Here is a 17449-nt window from a genome sequence, read left to right as displayed (position 1 = left end):
ACAACAGAAATTATGTCATTAACGACCAGATGAAGCAGCAAGGGATTGCTCAGCTGCGGGGCCTGACCAAGTGTTAATGCGGTTACGTCCCTGCTGTTTACTTTGATATAAAGCCGCATCGGCGTTTTGCAGCAGTTGCGGTGCACTCGCGTCGTCATGGGGTGTCATGCAGCTAATGCCAATGCTGACGGTAACAATTGAGGCGGCATCGGAGGTTTCATGCGGTAACTGTAACACCGCAATATTTGTGATTATGCGCTCTGCGCAGGAACGTGCACCGGCAGCGTCGGTAAAGGGCATCAAGCAAGCAAACTCTTCACCACCATAACGGCAACAGATATCAGCCGAGCGCCGCACTGATTGTTTCACCGCATCGGCCACTTTGCGTAAGCAGGCGTCGCCCGCTAGATGACCGTAGTTGTCGTTATAACGTTTGAAGAAATCCACATCTAACATGATCAACGCTAAGCTACGCTGTTCACGTAAACACAGGTGCCAATTGGCGTTGAGTGCTTCATCAAAGCGGCGCCGATTGAACAAGCCTGTCAAACCATCCACCAACGCCATATTGCGCATCATATCCATCTGCAATTTCAGCGTCAGGTGCGTCATCACCCGCGCGCTGACCACCAGCGGATTAAATGGCTTGGTAATAAAGTCCACCGCCCCCACCTGAAAACCACGGGCTTCTACGTCGGATTCGGTTTCCGCGGTAACAAAAATCACCGGAATATCTTGCGTAGCCTCAGTGTGATTGAGGGTTTCACACACTTGATAACCATCCATGCCCGGCATGACAATATCGAGGAGAATCACATCGGGACGATGCTGAATCGCTTGCTGAATCGCACTTTCACCGTTGGTAGCCATCAGCACATCAAAATCCGCTTTAAACACTTCATGTAAAGCGCGAATATTAATGGGTTGATCGTCAACCACCAGCAATACTGGCCTTAATCCATTACGGTAATATTGCTCGATTACGGCATTACGTTTCATAACTGCTCCATCAATTCTTTAAGCTGTGCCACGGCTAGCTCAAATTGCAGATTCTCCGTCATCTGTAACAGCTGTTGGGCGGCATCCTGGTGGGACTCATCTATCTGCGCTACCAATTGTTCAGCCAGATCTATCGCTTTCATGTTACCCACCTGCAAGCTTTCCAACAGTTCACTCAACAATTGCGGCAGATCGACTTGTGCCACGGGGCTGGTACTTTGCTCCGCCTTGCCAGCGAGCTGCTGCTGTATCTGTTGATACTCGTGCGCAGATAAGTTTGTCAGCTGTGCCACGCAATCGGCCATCGTCACTTGCAACTCTGAGGGCGACTGCTGCTTGTTATGACGCTCTAGCTCGACAATCGCATCATAAAGCGACACTAATCCCGCCGTGCCAGATGTCCCCTTCATGGTATGCAGTATAGTCTGTACTTGCGGCCATTGCTGGGCGTTAATCGCCGCGTCCAACTGCTGCAATGACTCCGTAAATGACTGCTTAAACTCCACCAGCAATTTTCGGTAAAGCGCCACATTGCCGCCGAAACGTTGCAATATTTTAGCCAGAGGGTCCGTGGTTTGATTAGCCTCATTGACGGGTACAGGCGCTCGCGCGGTTAAGCGCTGTAACGTGGCGACCACTTCAGGAAAGTCCAACGGCTTCGCCAGATGTTCGTTCATGCCCGCCTCATGGCAGGCATCGCGATCTTGCTGACTCACGTTGGCAGTCATCGCCACAATCGGTAGGTCGGCAAAGCGTGGGTCTTGGCGCAGCAGTCGAGTCGCCGTCAGACCATCCATCTTCGGCATCTGCATATCCATCAACACCACATCAAAGGCTTCTGGATGTTGCCGTAATTGATTGACGCCATCTTGACCATCAACCGCCAGTGTCACTTCCGCACCTTCGCCCGTCAGCAGTTCGGTCGCTACCGCTTGGTTAAAGCTATTATCTTCCACCAGTAACACGCGCAGCCAAGTAGGCTAGCGCTCGGTGCTTCATGTTCAATATCAGTCTCAATCGTACTGATGCCAGCCAATACATTGGTGACGGCCTGTGCGAGATGGGAGATAGTGATCGGTTTTGATAGCACCGCATCAAATGGACTGCTGGCGGATAACGTCGGCAGATCTTCGTGATTTGCGGCACTGAGCAGGATCATTTTGGGCAGGTTTGGCAACGCAACTTGCTCGCGAATACTCATCGCCAAGGTGACACCATCCATGTGTGGCATCAACCAATCGAGCAACACACAATCATAAGGTTCGCCTTGCTGCTCTGCTTGCTTGAGCAGGTGCAGCGCGGCATCGCCATTATCCACCGCATCCACTTTGGCCTTAAGACGCAGCAGCGATTCCGTAGCTAAACGACGCGATACGGGATTATCATCCACCACTAGCAGTTTCGGCTGGCTAGCAATGTGCTCAGGCTGCCATTCAATATCTTGATTGACGGGCAATGTCAGCGTAAAGCTAAAGCAGCTGCCTTTGCCCAACTCACTCGATAACAGCAATTCACCACCCATTAACGCCACCAATTGGCGGCAGATCACCAACCCTAAACCGGTACCGCCAAAACGCCGCGTGATGGAGGCTTCCGCTTGGGTGAAGCCATCAAAGATACGCGACTGCTGTTCGGCAGAAATCCCTATCCCAGTATCTTTAATACTAAATGTTATCGTTGCTTCCCCGTCATCGCTGAGGGACACCAACCGCGTTTTGACAATAACTTCGCCCGTCTCCGTAAACTTGATGGCATTACTGAGCAGGTTCATGAGCACTTGCTGAATACGCAGTTCATCACCGATCAGATGCGGCGGCATGCGCTCATCAAAGTCGAACAGCAACTCAATAGATTTATCACGTAGGTTGCCGGTCATCACCACCGCTAGATGCTGCATTAATTCGTTGAAATCGAATGGATAGGGGTCGATTTCCAACTTGCCCGATTCAATTTTCGAGTAATCTAAAATATCGTTGAGCAACGTAAGCAACGAAGTCGCGGCCATGCGGGCTTTGGCGGCAAAATCGCGCTGCTTAGGTTGCAGTGACGTTTTTAGCAAGAGCTGCAACATGCCCAACACGGCATTCATTGGCGTACGAATTTCATGGCTCATGTTAGCTAAAAACATCGACTTAGCCTCGCTGGCGGCATCGGCACGCTCTTTGGCTTCAATCAGACTTTGCTTTAAGCGCCGATCTTCAGTGATGTCGATATTAATACCGATCATTCGCAGTGGCAGGCCATTGACATCACACTCAATGGTGGCCGCTCCTTGAACAATGCGTTCATTACCATTCTCGAGTACCACCCGAAATGCAATGCTGTACTCTTCCTCCTCTTTTTGGGCATTCTCTACTACCGCCAGTACAGCCTCAATATCATCGGGATGCACCATAGCTGCCCAGCGGTCAAAGGTCATCGGCTCGGCATTTTGCTGCTGGTGGTACAACTCATACATTTTATCGTTCCAGGTCACCGAGTAGTCGCTATATTGGATCTGCCAAATGCCCAGCCCCGCGGTGCGTGATGCGGTGAGCAGTGTTTGCGATGAGGTGAGTAACTGCTCCTGAGCTTCGTGCAGCGCAGCCTCTGCCGCCTTTTCTTCAGTGATGTCAGAAGCGATTCCCAAATAGCCAACAATATCGTTTTTCTCATCACGCATGGCAGTGACTACCAAGCGAACGGGGAAGTGACGGCCATCTTTAGCAATGTAGGTCCACGCTTGATATTCCGCCTCATTGCTACCACTTTTAGCTTTATAAACAAAGATATCAAAGCCACTCACAACATCGCCTATTTCCTGCAGTAATCGGTCAGCATGGGCTTGTAATTCCTGCTTATCATGGAAAAGCTCTGGCGTTTGTTTGCCAACCACCTCTTGCGCGGTATAGCCCAACATGCGCTCGGCACCTTGGTTGAAAAACTGGATAACGCCGCTGGTATCAGTAGCAATAATGCCAAACTCTGAAGCGGCAGCCAGCACAGTTTTAAAGAGTAGATTGACTTCGGCCAGCTCCGCTGTGCGCTGGACAACTTGATGTTCCAAATTGCTATTTAACTCTCGGATTTTGGCATCAGCTTTTTTCTGCTTGGAGATATCACGCACCGTTTTAGCGGCGCCCACCACGCTGCCATCGGTAGCAAAAATTGGCGATACGGTGGAGGCTATCGGAATTTCATGCCCATCTTTGCAACGACGCATACTCTCGTAGATGTGAACGGTTTCGCCTTGGCGAATCCGACGGAGGATCTCATCCTCCTCTGAGCACAACCGTTCAGGAATAATCAATGATTTTAGTGGCTTACCTATGGCTTCATCTGCCGTAAAACCAAAGATCTTCTCGGCGCCGCTGTTCCAACTCATCACAGTACCATCGATGGTTTTACCGATAATGGCATCAGCGGAGCTTTCAACAATGGCATGTAGCTTGGTTTGTTCCTGCAGCAACTTACGACGGCTGCTGATCTGGCTGTTGAACAAATTCACCGAGACCGCCGCAAGAATGGTAATCATGACTCCGACAAAACTGATGAGTAACTCGGGGAATAGATGTAACCGTTTGATATATTCCGGCCCGACACTGATATGAAAGCGCCACACCCGTCCCATCATAGCGATATCGCGGTCAAACTGATGGAGCCCCTCAGCAGCACCATTGGTAAAGAATGGTTTTTCGTCAATCCCCTCCGTGACATCTTGCAGAGAAAACAACATGATTTCTGAGGAAGGCACTAGCCCTTGTAACACTTGAGCAAGTTCTAACGGTGCCACTAGCCAGCCAAAACAGGTTAGCTGGCGCTCCTCAAAGCTGCTGGGCGTTACCCCATTTTCGTAGACGGGCATCAACATCAAAAACGAGTCATCAGGTCGAGGAACCGTGAGTCTAAAACGGATAGGCGGGGTAATCCGAATCTGCCCAGATAGCATGGCTGCCACAGCGGTTTGCCGACGCCGCGTTTCTGAAGCAATATCGGTTCCAATGGCTTGTAGATTGGTACTGACTTGGTAAGGCTCTAAATACTGCAGAATAAATCGCTCACCACTGTTCGGGGAAAACTCCTTCAATTCGAAATCGCTGCGGCCTTCAGCGTGCATCTGCTCGATAAACGCTGTGACATCACTCGCTGGCACTCGCCGTACAAAACCAAAGCCGCGGCTACCCGGAAAACTGCCTTCCAAGTCAATGGTTTGACCGAGCCGCCTAAAATCATCTAATGGCACATCGAGGTTACCACCGGCAAGCACCGCAATACGCGCTTCCTGCAAGCCGTATTGATAACGATTGAAGCGGTCAACGATTCGCTGCAATAACGGCTCTGCCGTGTCATTGATGGACTCGACAATGTGGTGTTGATTGACATCACGCACAATAGTCGATGCAAATAATGTCAGCAGCAACCCACTGATTAGTGTAGAGATGACCCAGCGATGTTGGTGTAAACGCGATAGCCATGAACCCACTACGTTGCCCTCCCTAAGCTACCCGCGTTATGGTTTCAGTTCTTCCACCATTTCTACAAAACGTTCCACGTCGCGGCCAACATCTGTCAGCCCCATCGATACGTTGTGAATACTTTCCTGCCCTTCAGAGGCAATGCCATTGATCAACTGCAAGCGCCGATCAATATCGACAATTTTGCTCGAGTTGCCGGTCACCACTCGAGTGATCTCTTCCGTTGCCACAGACGAACGTTGTGCCAGCTTGCGCACTTCATCGGCAACCACCGCAAAGCCACGACCGAGATCGCTAGCCCGTGCCGCTTCAATAGCCGCATTCAACGCCAGCAAGTTGGTTTGATCAGCGATACCACGAATGGTGGTGACGATGTTGTCGATACTTTGCGATTGCAGTTGCAGCTCTTGTCCAATACAGGTCGCGGCGGTGACTTCTTTCGCTATGCTGTCTGAGGTTGCTACCGCTTCTTCCAACACTTGAATCGCTAATGAGGTAATTTGCGAGGTTTGTTCCGAGGTTGCCGCAGCCATCTCAATCGCTTGCATCGCTTTGGTCATGCGCTCAGTGATATCGGTAGCAAACTTAATCACTTGGAACACTGTGCCGTTCTCATCCAGAATCGGGTTATAGGTAGCCTCTACCCAGATAACTTGCCCCATGGCGTTTTTACGTTTAAAGCGCCCAGAGACGTGCTCACCACGTTGTAAAATCTCCCAAAAGTGGGGATGCTCTTGATAAAACTCTTTAAAGCAAAACATGCGGTGATGCTGCTTCTGAATATCACTCAGCTTGTAGCCCATGATGTGGAGAAAGTTGTCATTAGCCTCAATGATGGTGCCATCAGGCTCAAATTCGATAACAGCCAAAGAACGATCTAACGCGGTTAAAATCGCCTGTTGTGATTTGCGTTGCAACGTGTCTTTAGTAACATCGTTGGCGATTTTAAATACCTGAAAAACCACCACTTTATCGTCCGTCACCGGAAAATAGCTCGCTTGCAAATAGACAGCTTCGCCCGACTTATTAATGCGCTTATACAAGCCACTCTCGCCACGCCCTTGCGCTAAATGCCGCCAAAACTGGCGATAGGCATCTGACTCAGCGTATTTGGGCTCACAAAAGATACGATGATGACGGCCAATAATGGCATTGCGGTCATAACCCACCACATTTAAGAAATTTTGGTTAACCTCCAAAATTGTGCCATCTGGGGTGAAACAGATATAAGCGGTGTGTTCGAGAATGGCTTTGAGTTCAAACGCTTTTTTACTACTTTCTTCTACCATAGCGATATTTTTAGCTTTATTTGAGCCTTGACCAAACCACATAGGTTTATCCCCTGCCAACAATGAGATCCCTCAAAAAGCGATAGCCGCTAAGGGCTTATCCTTGCCTAGGTGCATTTTTACGCGCTTGAATTGCCCACGGCTTCCACGGCACAAAAAATCCACTCTAGAAAGTTATAGCACAGGAAAAGAAAAGCTGTAGTAATCGGTAATTCATTGATTGTTGGTGTAATCCAAGCACGAGCAAGAACATGCCTCGGCACCTTATCTAAGCGTATTTAGAGCAGTGAAATCGACGCAAAAAGCGGTAAGAGACATGGCGGTGACACCTAGAGCATTCCAGCTTAGGCGGTAGCAGTGGCCACCGTATTAAGCAGTAATGCTTGGATAAGTTCGGTGGTGGTTGCGGGTTGGCCAGCCGCCTGACAACCGCGAATGACGGGGCCACAAATATCGGCCAACTCCATCGGACGGCCTTTTAAGCGATCCACCAACATGGAGGTTTTTATGGCATCAAAGCCACAGATTAGCTGGTACATCTCGTCAACATCGGCAGCGGTTAACGCCACACCTTCCGCATTAGCAGCGCGAGCGGTTTCCTGCATCATCGCTCTTACTGTGTGGCTAAATACCGGATGCTGAGTCAGTGCTTGCGTATCAAGTAAAGTCAGCGCCGTCAGCGGATTCACCCCATTGTTAATCACTAACTTACGCCACAGCGCATAGTTCACATTGTCGTAAATAGTGTTGGGGATTTTTGCTTCGGAGAAGATTTGCGACAGCAGCGGCAACTTGGCGTGCAGCATTGGATTGTCTCTGGCCTGAGGCCAAGCGCCAAAATCAACTTGACCGATACCGGTCGCATCGACCTGTCCTGGGGCGGTAATATGCGCGCCAATTTTCACAGCTAAGCCACCAATAGTGCGCTGCTTGCCGATAGCGGCGGCAATATGGGCTTCGTTATCCACACCATTTTGCAACGATAGCACGGGCAAACTCGCATGAGCGGCTAGCCACACCTTAAGCTGCTCTAGCATCGGCTGAGTGGCGCTACTTTTAGCACAGAGTAATAACCAATCGACACTGGTGGCAGCATAATCGCGCACCAGTCCATCAATATCGGTGGCAACCACCGCTTGCTGAAAACGAAATTGCGGATGTTGTACCTGTAAGCCATGCTGTTGCAGCGCTTGAAGGTGGGCGCCGCGCGCCACCAGTACTACCCGATGACCCGCTGCCACCAGTCTGGCCGCGTAGTAGCAGCCAATACCACCAGCGCCTAACACCACAAATCGCATCGATTAGCCCCTCAGCTTAGTTGACGATATACGTTAGCACCATTTAGCGCGCTTAGTTGCGATTAATACTCATACAAAAGTCCACTGACAGCCATCATCAAGGCACCGTTTTACTTGATATGTTCGCTGAATACGCAACCCTATTAAAGCTAATCAGATATGGGGTAGCGTGAAATGCATGACGTCTGCGAGTATTCCCCCGCGCCATAACAGTGATATACCTAGGGGCTGTTTATCTTTGCTGGTTGTTTTTGCAGCAGGCAGCGCGCGATTTAGGCAAGGCAGGTGATTTGCCGTGTAGTTATTCTCCACCAACAGCGCCTAACGCTGAATAAATTGCGCGCTGTCGCTGCCCGAAGGGTTCATTTAAACGCCCCCTGAACTTTGTTGCGCCCAGCTTGCTTAGTTGACTAAGCGTCGCAGGTCTCGCCTCGTTCATAACACGTTTAATTTGAACAAAAATTAAACACTAAAGATCAACACACTCTAGCAGCGATTAAGCAGTTTTTGGATGAAAACTTGCGTTAGGTAAGCGGAGCCCCAGTCCGTTTCAATGCTCCGGATGGGTAAGCTTTAGCACTTCAAGGAGATTAACTGCACGCATGCTGCAGCTGACAAAGTTAACTTATGCAGAGCAGGTGACTTATTCGCACCTTCCTTAGCCTTTGCAGCTGTTTCCGCTGTATCATGTACTGAAGTCGATGTTACATCGGCTTTTTTTGGGCAAGGGAGATGGGCAGTTATGTGGAAAATCATCAAACGTTGGTTTTGGCGTATGGTTATCGCCTGTTTGTTGCTGTCCATTGTGCCGGTGCTGACATTACGTTTTGTTGACCCACCAACTTGGAGTTGGCGCATCGCCCGTTATATTGCACCACCGGCGCCCATTGCTCAGGTAGCGCAGCAGTGGCGGCCACTATCACAGATTTCGCCCAACATGCAGTTAGCGGTGATTGCCAGTGAAGACCAACGCTTTCCTGAACACTTCGGATTTGACGTGAAACAGATTAAAAATGCCATTGAAGATGCGCAAAATGGCGAAGGACTGCGCGGCGCGAGCACCATCAGCCAGCAAACCGCGAAAAATCTGTTTATGTGGCCATCACGCAGCTTTGTGCGCAAAGGTTTTGAGGCGTGGTTTACCCTACTGCTGGAGTTGTGTTGGGATAAGCAGCGCATCTTAGAGGTGTACCTTAATGTGGTCGAATTTGGTCCCGGCATTTATGGTGTCGAAGCTGCGGCGCAACACTACTTCCATAAACCTGCCGCCAAACTTAACGCTTACGAAGCCGCCTCGCTAGCGGCGTTATTACCTAATCCGTGGACGTTACGTATCGGCTCTTGTTATATTCAGCAGCGTAGTGGTTGGATCCGCCAGCAGATGCGTCAGTTAGGCCAAATCACGCTAAACAAGCTGGACTAAAGCGCACTCGCCAAATACAGCGCGTAGATGCCTTGTGGCTCAGTTGGCTATGAAAAATCGACTAAACGTACATCCATCTGCATCACCGCATTCGGACCAATCTTGCCGCCGTTGCCTTTGCGTCCCCAAGCTAAATCGGGTGGAATAACAAACTCATAGCGGGCGCCTTTGCTCATCAGCAGTAATCCCTCTTGTAACCCTTCAATACCTTCACTCAAGGCAAACTCTTCGGGTAGCCCTTTGCGGTAAGTATCATCAATCACGCTGCCATCGGCGAGTAAGATGCGTTGATGGATTTTGACGGTATCAAACTCACTAGGTTTGGCGCCATCGGCATCTTCAATGATGCGAAATAACAAGCCTGAGTCGGTTTCGGTAACGCCCGCTTTGGCAGCGTATTTTTTGATGAATTCCTCAGTGAGATTTTTGTTGTGGCCGGTAGAGCCTTTCGCGGATTTTTTACTGTTGTTACGCGCCATAAAAAAGCAAACCATGTGAAAGGTGAGCGCTGCTAACCCGCTCACACGATAAAAATAATGGCGTGCATTCTAGCCTGTGATGCGGCTAAGTGCACGCCGAGCACGATTACGCCGCAAACGCGGGGCGCTGCGCCAACTGCTGATACCAAGCCGCAATGGCCGGATATTGTGACTGTACCGGCAAGCCAAGGCGGTTTTCACAAAAGCTCACAAAAATCCACGCGGTAATATCGGCCACGGTAAATTTAGCGCCAATGATAAAGTCCGCTTTGCTGAGTTGCTGCTCCAGTTGTGGCAGAAATGCCTGCACGCGCAGTTTGCATTCTTCGCCCCATGCCGGAATGCAGGTTTCGCGATCTTTATAGACGCCGGTGATATTGCGCAGCGCGGATGATGCCATCGTTAACCCATTAAACTCGACGATACGGTTCCACATTTCTACTTGCGCGCGTTCTACCGCGCCGTGGCCAAAGAGTGAATTTTCACTCAACTGTAGTTCGTCAAAGTAACGGCAAATAGCGATGCTTTCACAAATAAAGGTGCCATCATCCAGTTGCAGTGTTGGCACTCTGCCGTTGGCACTTTTGCTGGCAAAATCTGCGGTAAGGTTTTCACCTGCACGTACATCAACATGCACATGCTCCAGCGTGATGCCTAATTCGTTCAGAAAAATATTGACGCGGTGACAGTTTGGCGTCACTGCCATTTCATACAGTTTCATGGTGTGCTCCGGGTAATGAATCATCCAGCATTGGCATGCTCGGGGTTATGGCATCTTAGGAAGTTGTGCGGGTTAGCGTCAAATTACATTTGGAAACGTAATTTGCGTTGGTTGTTGAGATAAACCCAGTTAATTTTAACGGAATGAGTCGAGGTGCTTATTTTCTCTCTATCAGGTAATTAGCGCTAATGTATAAGGAAATACCGATGTTTTTCTCCTCCCGTGCCCGCCGCACTGTACTTTCAAGTTCTGTTTGCTCGCTGAAAACGTTAAGTCTTGCTGTGGCGTTAAGCAGCACATTCGCCGTATTTACCAGCACAGCTTCCGAGCAGACGTTTGCCGACGCCTATCAAGCTTATAAAGTGTCGCTGCAGCAAAATGACAAACAGCAAATTGAAGATGCAGCCAGTGCTGCTTTTGAACTGGGTAAAGCTCAATATGCGGCTGACAGCATCAATTACGCCGCATTAGCGATGAACTACGCCAAAGCGATCGTTGATGATTCCTTTCCGTCAAAAGAGAATGAAGCGCGTTATAAGCAGGCCGAAGATTTGTACCAGCAAGCGCTCGATATTTATCAAAAACATTATGGCGAGGATGCACCGCAGCTGGCCGATGTATATCTCGGTTTGGCATCCTCGGTGCGTAACATGCGTCGTGTAAAAAGCTATGCCTATGATGCAATTGATGTGGCCAAAAACAGTGACGACCCGCTGTATCAAGCCGGCGTGCAGATGGCAGCGTTTGATGTGTTAGTTGACTCTGCTAATTACGATCGCCATGCGCAGCGTGTCGCACTAGCGGCCTATGATTTGTATCAGAAGCATGCGCCAGCAAACAGCGTTGAGCGAATTAAAGCGGAATATCGGGTGGCACAAATCTATTTTTCGAAGCGTGATTACGATAAAGCCGAAAGCATGTTTAAGGATGTCATCGATCAGTTCGCGGTCCTCAAGTTTAGCCATCCTTATGCGTTATCAGCGCATATGATGTTGGTTCAGCTTTATGAAAAAGAAGGCGAGCCCGATAAAGCCAATGAACATTGCCAGGCGGTAGGTAAAATGCGTCCTTGGTCTGCAGAGCAGGAGCAGATGCCGCTTTATCGTGCAGAACCTAAATACCCTCGTATGTCGTTGATGTCTGCAAACAATGGTTACGTGCAAGTTGAGTTTACCGTAGATACCAACGGTTTTGTTAAAGACCCAGAAGTCGTTAAATCTAAAGGCGGTGACGGTTTTGTGCGTGAAACTGTAGCGGCGTTAAAACAATGGCGTTACGCGCCTAAATTTGAGCATGGTGAAGCCGTGGCTGCAAAAACTATGGTGCAAATTGATTTTGAAATTCGCCACTAATTAGCTTGGTCTTAGTCAATGAAAAAGCGCTACAGCAACAGCGCTTTTCTATGGAGCTTGCAGCAAGTTAGCCACTGACGTGTAAGCATTAAACCGCAGCATTGCTGCTGGGTGTGTGGGTCAGCAAAATCCGTAAGCCGCCCAGTGCGGGACTGCGATCAAAGGCAATATCAAACTGATATTGTTCGGCGATATCTTTCACTATCGATAAACCAAGCCCATGGCCAGCGACCTCTTCATCTAAGCGTTTACCGCGGCGGGTCAGTTTATGTAGCTCGCCATCTGGGACGCCAGGGCCATCATCTTCCACGGTAATCATTAATTGTTGTTGCTGTCGCCAAACGCGTAACAACACTTGTGATTCGGTCCACTTAAAGGCGTTATCTAGCAGATTGCCGAGCAGTTCCATACCATCTTCGCGATGCATCGGCAGACGGGTTATTTGTGGTGCGATATCATATTTAACTTGCACTTGCTTGTAGTGGTAAACCTTGCACAAGGTGTTACGCAGCGCATCAATATCACGCGGTACTACCATTTGCGCCGCCGGTAGCATATCGCCAGTGGCGCGTGCGGTAGCCAGTTTGCGCTCAATCATATTGTGGATCTGTTGCAGCTGTTGATCTAACTGTTGCGCCGTTTCTGGATCTTTTAAACCAAGTACTTCTACCTGTTGGCGCATTATCGCCAATGGGGTTTTGAGGCCGTGGCTCAGATTGCCCAAATTATTGCGGCTCCTCTGGATCTGCACACTGGTGTATTCCAACAGGCCGTTATAGGTTTCTGCTAGCGGTTTAATCTCGGTGGGCATCTGCTCGATATCCAGCGAGTTGGTTTCCCCTTGGCGCAATTTGGCGAGTGCTTGTTTGACGCCCGCAATCGGTTTAAAGGAGTTATGCAGAATGATAAAAATACCGACAATCATGGCAATCAACATGGCAAGGTTACCAAGTAACTTGGAGCCATAAACTTCACGAAATACCTTACGGCCGATACTTAAGTCCTGCGCCACAGTGAGTGTTGCCACGCCGTCGTCGTAGGGGATGCCTTGTGATAACAGCTGAATATCGTGTTTTTTCGGGCCTTTCGCTTGCCACACGCGAGTTTCACCGGCACCGAGTGGGGTGATATCTAAATGTTGATCCCACAGCGAGCGGGAGCGGATCTCTAACTCACCGGCATTTAACTGGTAATAGCGGCCAGAATAGGCGGGTTTGTAGAAGCTAGAAAGCTCTTTGGTCTCGATGCTGATATCGCCATTATTGAGGTGGGTTACCAGTTCGACTTCACTGATATCTTCATGCAGGCGATCGATGATGGAATCGTGAAATGCTTGCCGCAACATAGATTCGATATAAATAAGGCTCACTAATGAGCTGATGAGCACCAGCGATGTGAGCCATATCGTTAACTTGAGGCGAATCGACATCATGGCTTATTCAAGGCCATGAAAGATGTAGCCCTGTCCTCGGCGGGTTTCAATAGCGCTTTTGCCGAGTTTTTTGCGCAGATGAGTAACATATACTTCCACCACGTTACTCTCTTTCTCATCATCAAATTGATACAGCTTGTCGCTGAGTTGATTCTTCGACAGCAGCTTTTTAGGTGACAACAGGAAAATGCGTAGCAGACGAAACTCCATGGCGGTGAGTTCGAACCGTTGTTCGCCAACTTCCACCGTTTGTTCGGATTCATCCAAGGTAATGCCACCAAAGCTCAGCTGTTTGCTTGGTGATAACGCTCGGCCGTTGCTACGGGAGATCACTGCTTGCAAGCGAGCCAGTAACTCTTGGGTATGGAATGGCTTACCAAGGTAATCGTCGGCACCGGCATTAAAGCCTTCGACCTTCTCATGCCATTGGCTGCGGGCGGTTAGCATAATGACTGGCGTGGCTATCTCTTGCTGACGCCAATGCTGCAGCAGCTCCAATCCGTTACCGTCGGGCAAGCCGATATCCAAAATGACACAGTCATATGGGCTTTCTTTCAGTAGGTAGTCGGCATCCATTGCACTGGCGGCAACATCGGTAACATAGCCTGCAGCTTTGAGTTGCTTGGTGAGTTCTTTAACCAACAACTCATTATCTTCAACGAGCAGTAGCTTCATCGGGTAAACAATCTCCTGGTAGTTTGTCTGGGCTGATTAGCGCACCATTACTCGCGTCGACTAATAGGCTCTGCACTATGCCTTGACGAAACTTGATATACAAATCATAACGCCATTGTCCATCAGATTGATACAGATGAGCGTCTAAAAGCTCTGCATCACATTGATGCAGTAACTCAGTTAAGGTTTGATCTAATGAGCGAATCTCGCCTGACGCTACCAGTGCTTTGGCAAGCTCATGGTCGGGTTCTAGCGGATAAGATGGTTCGTGGGCGAGCGTCTGAAGTGGTGCAATTAGCAGGCATGTCTGCAGGCTAAAGATCGCAGCCTGATAATGTCGTGTCATGGTTGCTCCACTTACAAAAATGGCCAGAATTTTCATTCCGGCCATTCTAGGGATACAGCATTAACTCAAACTGAAGTTGTTAGCGAGTGCCATAAACCACAATCGTTTTGCCATGAGCTTGGATAAGGTTTTGTTCTTCCAGCATTTTCAAAATGCGGCCAACGGTTTCGCGTGAACAACCTACGATCTGACCAATCTCTTGACGAGTGATCTTGATCTGCATGCCATCTGGATGAGTCATTGCATCTGGTTGCTGTGCGAGATGCAGCAAGGTTTGGGCAATACGGCCAGCTACGTCCAAGAACGCTAAGTTACCCACTTTCTGGCTGGTGTTTTGCAGACGGTGGGCCATCTGTGCTGCCAGTTTCATCAGAATTTCGGGGTTAACTTGAATGAGCTGTTTGAATTTCTTATAGGAAATTTCAGCAATCTCACATGCCTGTTTTGCTCGTACCCAAGCGGTACGTTCAGCTTGCTCTTCAAACAAACCTAATTCGCCAATGAAATCACCCTGGTTCAAATATGACAGGATCATCTCTTTGCCTTCGTCGTCCTTGATCAGTACAGCGACAGAACCTTTTACAATGTAATACAAAGTATCGGAATCTTCGCCAGCATGGATCAATGTACTCTTGGCTGGATATTTATGAATGTGACAGTGAGATAAAAACCATTCCAGCGTTGGATCTGGTTTTGGCTTACCAATCAGAGCCATGCCTGTGTTCCTCGATTGATTGAAGTTAAGTTAGACTATTCTAAAGTTCTCAGCTGAGTCAAATAGTAGGTAAATTTACTTATCTTTCGAAAACTTGCCTTCATTGACTTATTTCTGATACTGAATTGTCAGTTCATGCAACTATTCTGATACTTTAGTGATATATGTCAATAAATACCTATTTAAAACAGGGAATAGGATTCGCGTCTTGCAGGGCAAGTCACATCGCACCTGTTTAACGCCACCTTCTATCGCACATTTGCTCTGCTAGAATCCGCCCTTATCACTGAGATTCCGCCGTGTCGCGCTCGACATTAACAGGCAAATCTGGCTAACTGATGGGCATTAATCCGTTAACGGAGATGCAGTTTTGAGATATTCAGCGTTAATCTGCGGTGCCATTAGCAGTCTGTTGCTGGCGTCCTCTCAGGTGGCCGCGTTTAGTTTGCCGCAGCCGCAGCAAGAAGTGGTGGCGGGGCGTATTGCTCTGATTGAAGTCAACGCCGCACAGGGCTATGCCTATTCCCAATATCTACTGGGGTTGATGTACGTCTCTGGTCGTTATCAAACGCAGAATGTTGAGCAAGGGCTTATATTACTGCAACAAGCCGCCAACGAAAACGTTCCTGACGCGCAGCGCGCGTTGGCCGATCTTAATTTTGAAGGCCGCACCGTGCCGCGTGATCTCGCGGCGGCTGAACACTGGTATTTGAAACTGGCGCAAAGCGGTGATCACTGGGCCAAGTTCCGCCTCGGGTTTGTGTATGCCGCTGGCGGTAGTGGTGTCTCACGTGATTGTGGTAAAGCGGTGCAGTTTTTCTCTGACGCTGGCGACAAAGTATCGATGGGCAATGTCGCGTGGATTTTGGCAACTTGCCCTGAGCAGCAATATCGCGATGGTGAACGTGCGGTAGCGCTGGCGACTGAGTTACTGAAATCTAATGACGCCGACCCAACCTACTTAGATAACCTTGCGGCAGCATATGCCGAGCAGGGCGATTTTGCCTCGGCGGTAGCGACACAGAAACGCGCCTTAGCTCAGTTAGAAAATGCTACTAGCCAGCATCTGCAAGGCAAAGCAGACGAGTTTCGTCAGCGGTTAGATGATTACCGCAATCATAAGCCTTATCGGGAAGTGTTACCGCTGGAATAACGAAAGATAGGGATGATGACATACTCAGTTAAACAGACAGATTGTGGTGGGGGAATCCGGTCAAGCTGAGTATGTCATCTATCAGTATTTCGCTGAAATCCTGATGCTGCTCAGCATACGGAGCACGACTTAACCAAACATTAATTAGGGTCTGGTTGCTGCGGTTTATTTTGGCCTTGTTGTTCAAGTGCTTCCATCGCCAAACAGGCTTGGCGTCGCTCCATTAACGCGCGGATCAGCGGCGTTAAAATCAATTCCATGGCTAATGACATTTTGCCGCCCGGCACCACTAAGGTATTCACGCGCGACATAAATGAACCTTGGATCATTCTGAGGTAATACGGAAAGTCGACGTTCTCCATACCGCGAAAGCGGATCACGACAAAGCTTTCATCCAAACTGGGAATATCTTTGGCGCTGAATGGGTTAGAGGTATCTACCGTTGGCACCCGCTGGAAGTTGATGTGGGTGCGCGAAAACTGCGGCGTGATGTGATTAATATAATCATCCATCGAACGCACGATTGAGCTCATTACTTTCTCTTGGGTGTGGCCGCGTTCTGAGGTGTCACGGATGATTTTTTGAATCCACTCCAAGTTAACAATCGGCACCATGCCGATCAGTAAATCCACATGTTGCGCTACATTGTGTTCTGGCGTTACCACTCCGCCGTGCAACCCTTCGTAATAGAGCATGTCAGTATTGTCTGGCAGTGGTTGCCATTGGGTAAAGGTGCCCGGCATCTGGTTGTAAGGCACGGCTTCATCGAAGGTATGCAGGTAAGCACGGGTTTCGCCAATGCCGCTGTTGCTGTAATCGGTAAAACATTTTTCGAGCCGCGCAAAGTCGTTGGCTTCTGCCCCAAAATAGCTGATGTTGCGGTTTTCCGCCTTCGCTTTACGGATCATTACTTCCATTTCGGCACGGGTGTAATGATGAAAACTGTCCCCCTCGACAAACGCGGCGTTGATGCCTAGTTGTCTGAAGATATGACTAAACGCCGTGGTGGTGGTGGTGGTGCCAGCGCCAGAGGAACCAGTAACAGCGATAATTGGATGTTTTACAGACATTATGAATACCGTATGTTGTGCAACTGCAGTGGGGAGGTGATAT

15 protein-coding genes are annotated in these 17449 nt (G+C 49.2%); 3 read left to right on the top strand and 12 right to left on the bottom strand.

The features are described from left to right. Window positions 1–18: 18 nt before the first annotated feature. The 5 genes from ACN0TT_RS03655 to ACN0TT_RS03635 all read right to left on the bottom strand — a co-directional run bounded on the left by ACN0TT_RS03655 (window position 19) and on the right by ACN0TT_RS03635 (window position 8040). A complete protein-coding gene (locus tag ACN0TT_RS03655; RefSeq protein WP_417760786.1) occupies window positions 19–999 on the bottom strand; it encodes a diguanylate cyclase in 981 nt (326 codons plus the stop codon). Beyond that, window positions 996–1955 (bottom strand): response regulator, encoded by a 960-nt coding sequence (locus ACN0TT_RS03650; protein WP_417760785.1) that lies wholly within the window; start codon window positions 1953–1955, stop codon window positions 996–998. The genes ACN0TT_RS03655 and ACN0TT_RS03650 overlap by 4 nt, the downstream gene beginning before the upstream one ends. Beyond that, window positions 1925–5461 (bottom strand): PAS domain S-box protein, encoded by a 3537-nt coding sequence (locus ACN0TT_RS03645; protein ID WP_417760784.1) that lies wholly within the window; start codon window positions 5459–5461, stop codon window positions 1925–1927. The genes ACN0TT_RS03650 and ACN0TT_RS03645 overlap by 31 nt, the downstream gene beginning before the upstream one ends. A gap of 27 nt (window positions 5462–5488) precedes the next feature. Next, the gene (locus ACN0TT_RS03640) at window positions 5489–6784 is read right to left on the bottom strand and encodes a PAS domain S-box protein (protein ID WP_417760783.1); all 1296 of its coding nucleotides are present in this window, start codon (window positions 6782–6784) and stop codon (window positions 5489–5491) included. A gap of 302 nt (window positions 6785–7086) precedes the next feature. Next, entirely contained in the window at window positions 7087–8040 is a 954-nt protein-coding gene (locus tag ACN0TT_RS03635; RefSeq protein WP_417760782.1) for a ketopantoate reductase family protein, read from the bottom strand. A gap of 742 nt (window positions 8041–8782) precedes the next feature. Between ACN0TT_RS03635 and mtgA the strand changes: the two genes are divergently transcribed. Then, window positions 8783–9463, top strand: a complete 681-nt coding sequence (gene mtgA / locus ACN0TT_RS03630; RefSeq protein ID WP_417760781.1) for a monofunctional biosynthetic peptidoglycan transglycosylase — start codon at window positions 8783–8785, stop codon at window positions 9461–9463. A 47-nt stretch (window positions 9464–9510) separates the two neighbouring features. Here mtgA and ACN0TT_RS03625 read toward each other — a convergent pair whose 3' ends face one another. Both ACN0TT_RS03625 and ACN0TT_RS03620 read right to left on the bottom strand, forming a co-directional pair. Further along, a complete protein-coding gene (locus ACN0TT_RS03625; protein WP_417760780.1) occupies window positions 9511–9942 on the bottom strand; it encodes an FKBP-type peptidyl-prolyl cis-trans isomerase in 432 nt (143 codons plus the stop codon). A 106-nt stretch (window positions 9943–10048) separates the two neighbouring features. Continuing rightward, the gene (locus ACN0TT_RS03620) at window positions 10049–10663 is read right to left on the bottom strand and encodes a glutathione S-transferase family protein (protein WP_417760779.1); all 615 of its coding nucleotides are present in this window, start codon (window positions 10661–10663) and stop codon (window positions 10049–10051) included. Window positions 10664–10869: 206 nt separating this feature from the next. Between ACN0TT_RS03620 and ACN0TT_RS03615 the strand changes: the two genes are divergently transcribed. Then, complete coding sequence (locus ACN0TT_RS03615; protein WP_417760778.1) at window positions 10870–12015, top strand: TonB family protein; 1146 nt, start codon at window positions 10870–10872, stop codon at window positions 12013–12015. Between the two features lie 88 nt (window positions 12016–12103). Here ACN0TT_RS03615 and ACN0TT_RS03610 read toward each other — a convergent pair whose 3' ends face one another. From ACN0TT_RS03610 to crp, 4 genes are all read right to left on the bottom strand, one after another. Next, window positions 12104–13447, bottom strand: coding sequence for an ATP-binding protein (locus ACN0TT_RS03610; RefSeq protein ID WP_417760777.1), 1344 nt, complete (start codon window positions 13445–13447; stop codon window positions 12104–12106). 3 nt (window positions 13448–13450) lie between these two features. Further along, on the bottom strand, window positions 13451–14122 hold the full coding sequence (locus ACN0TT_RS03605) for a response regulator transcription factor (protein WP_238895312.1): 672 nt from the start codon (window positions 14120–14122) through the stop codon (window positions 13451–13453). Beyond that, a complete protein-coding gene (locus ACN0TT_RS03600) occupies window positions 14103–14468 on the bottom strand; it encodes a PepSY domain-containing protein (RefSeq protein ID WP_417760776.1) in 366 nt (121 codons plus the stop codon). The genes ACN0TT_RS03605 and ACN0TT_RS03600 overlap by 20 nt, the downstream gene beginning before the upstream one ends. Window positions 14469–14547: 79 nt before the next feature. Continuing rightward, the gene (gene crp / locus ACN0TT_RS03595) at window positions 14548–15183 is read right to left on the bottom strand and encodes a cAMP-activated global transcriptional regulator CRP (RefSeq protein WP_037442706.1); all 636 of its coding nucleotides are present in this window, start codon (window positions 15181–15183) and stop codon (window positions 14548–14550) included. Between the two features lie 370 nt (window positions 15184–15553). Here crp and ACN0TT_RS03590 point away from each other — a divergent pair, with 370 nt between their 5' ends. Beyond that, complete coding sequence (locus ACN0TT_RS03590) at window positions 15554–16336, top strand: tetratricopeptide repeat protein (protein ID WP_417760775.1); 783 nt, start codon at window positions 15554–15556, stop codon at window positions 16334–16336. A gap of 140 nt (window positions 16337–16476) precedes the next feature. On the opposite strand, the gene ACN0TT_RS03585 is transcribed toward ACN0TT_RS03590, so the two are convergent. Continuing rightward, complete coding sequence (locus ACN0TT_RS03585) at window positions 16477–17406, bottom strand: phosphoribulokinase (protein ID WP_417760774.1); 930 nt, start codon at window positions 17404–17406, stop codon at window positions 16477–16479. Window positions 17407–17449: the final 43 nt, after the last annotated feature.

The sequence above is a fragment of the Shewanella sp. genome (assembly GCF_048265805.1).
Taxonomy (GTDB): Bacteria; Pseudomonadota; Gammaproteobacteria; order Enterobacterales; family Shewanellaceae; genus Shewanella.
The sequence above is the reverse complement of the archived record's forward strand: the minus strand, read 5'-3'. Positions and strand labels throughout refer to the sequence as shown.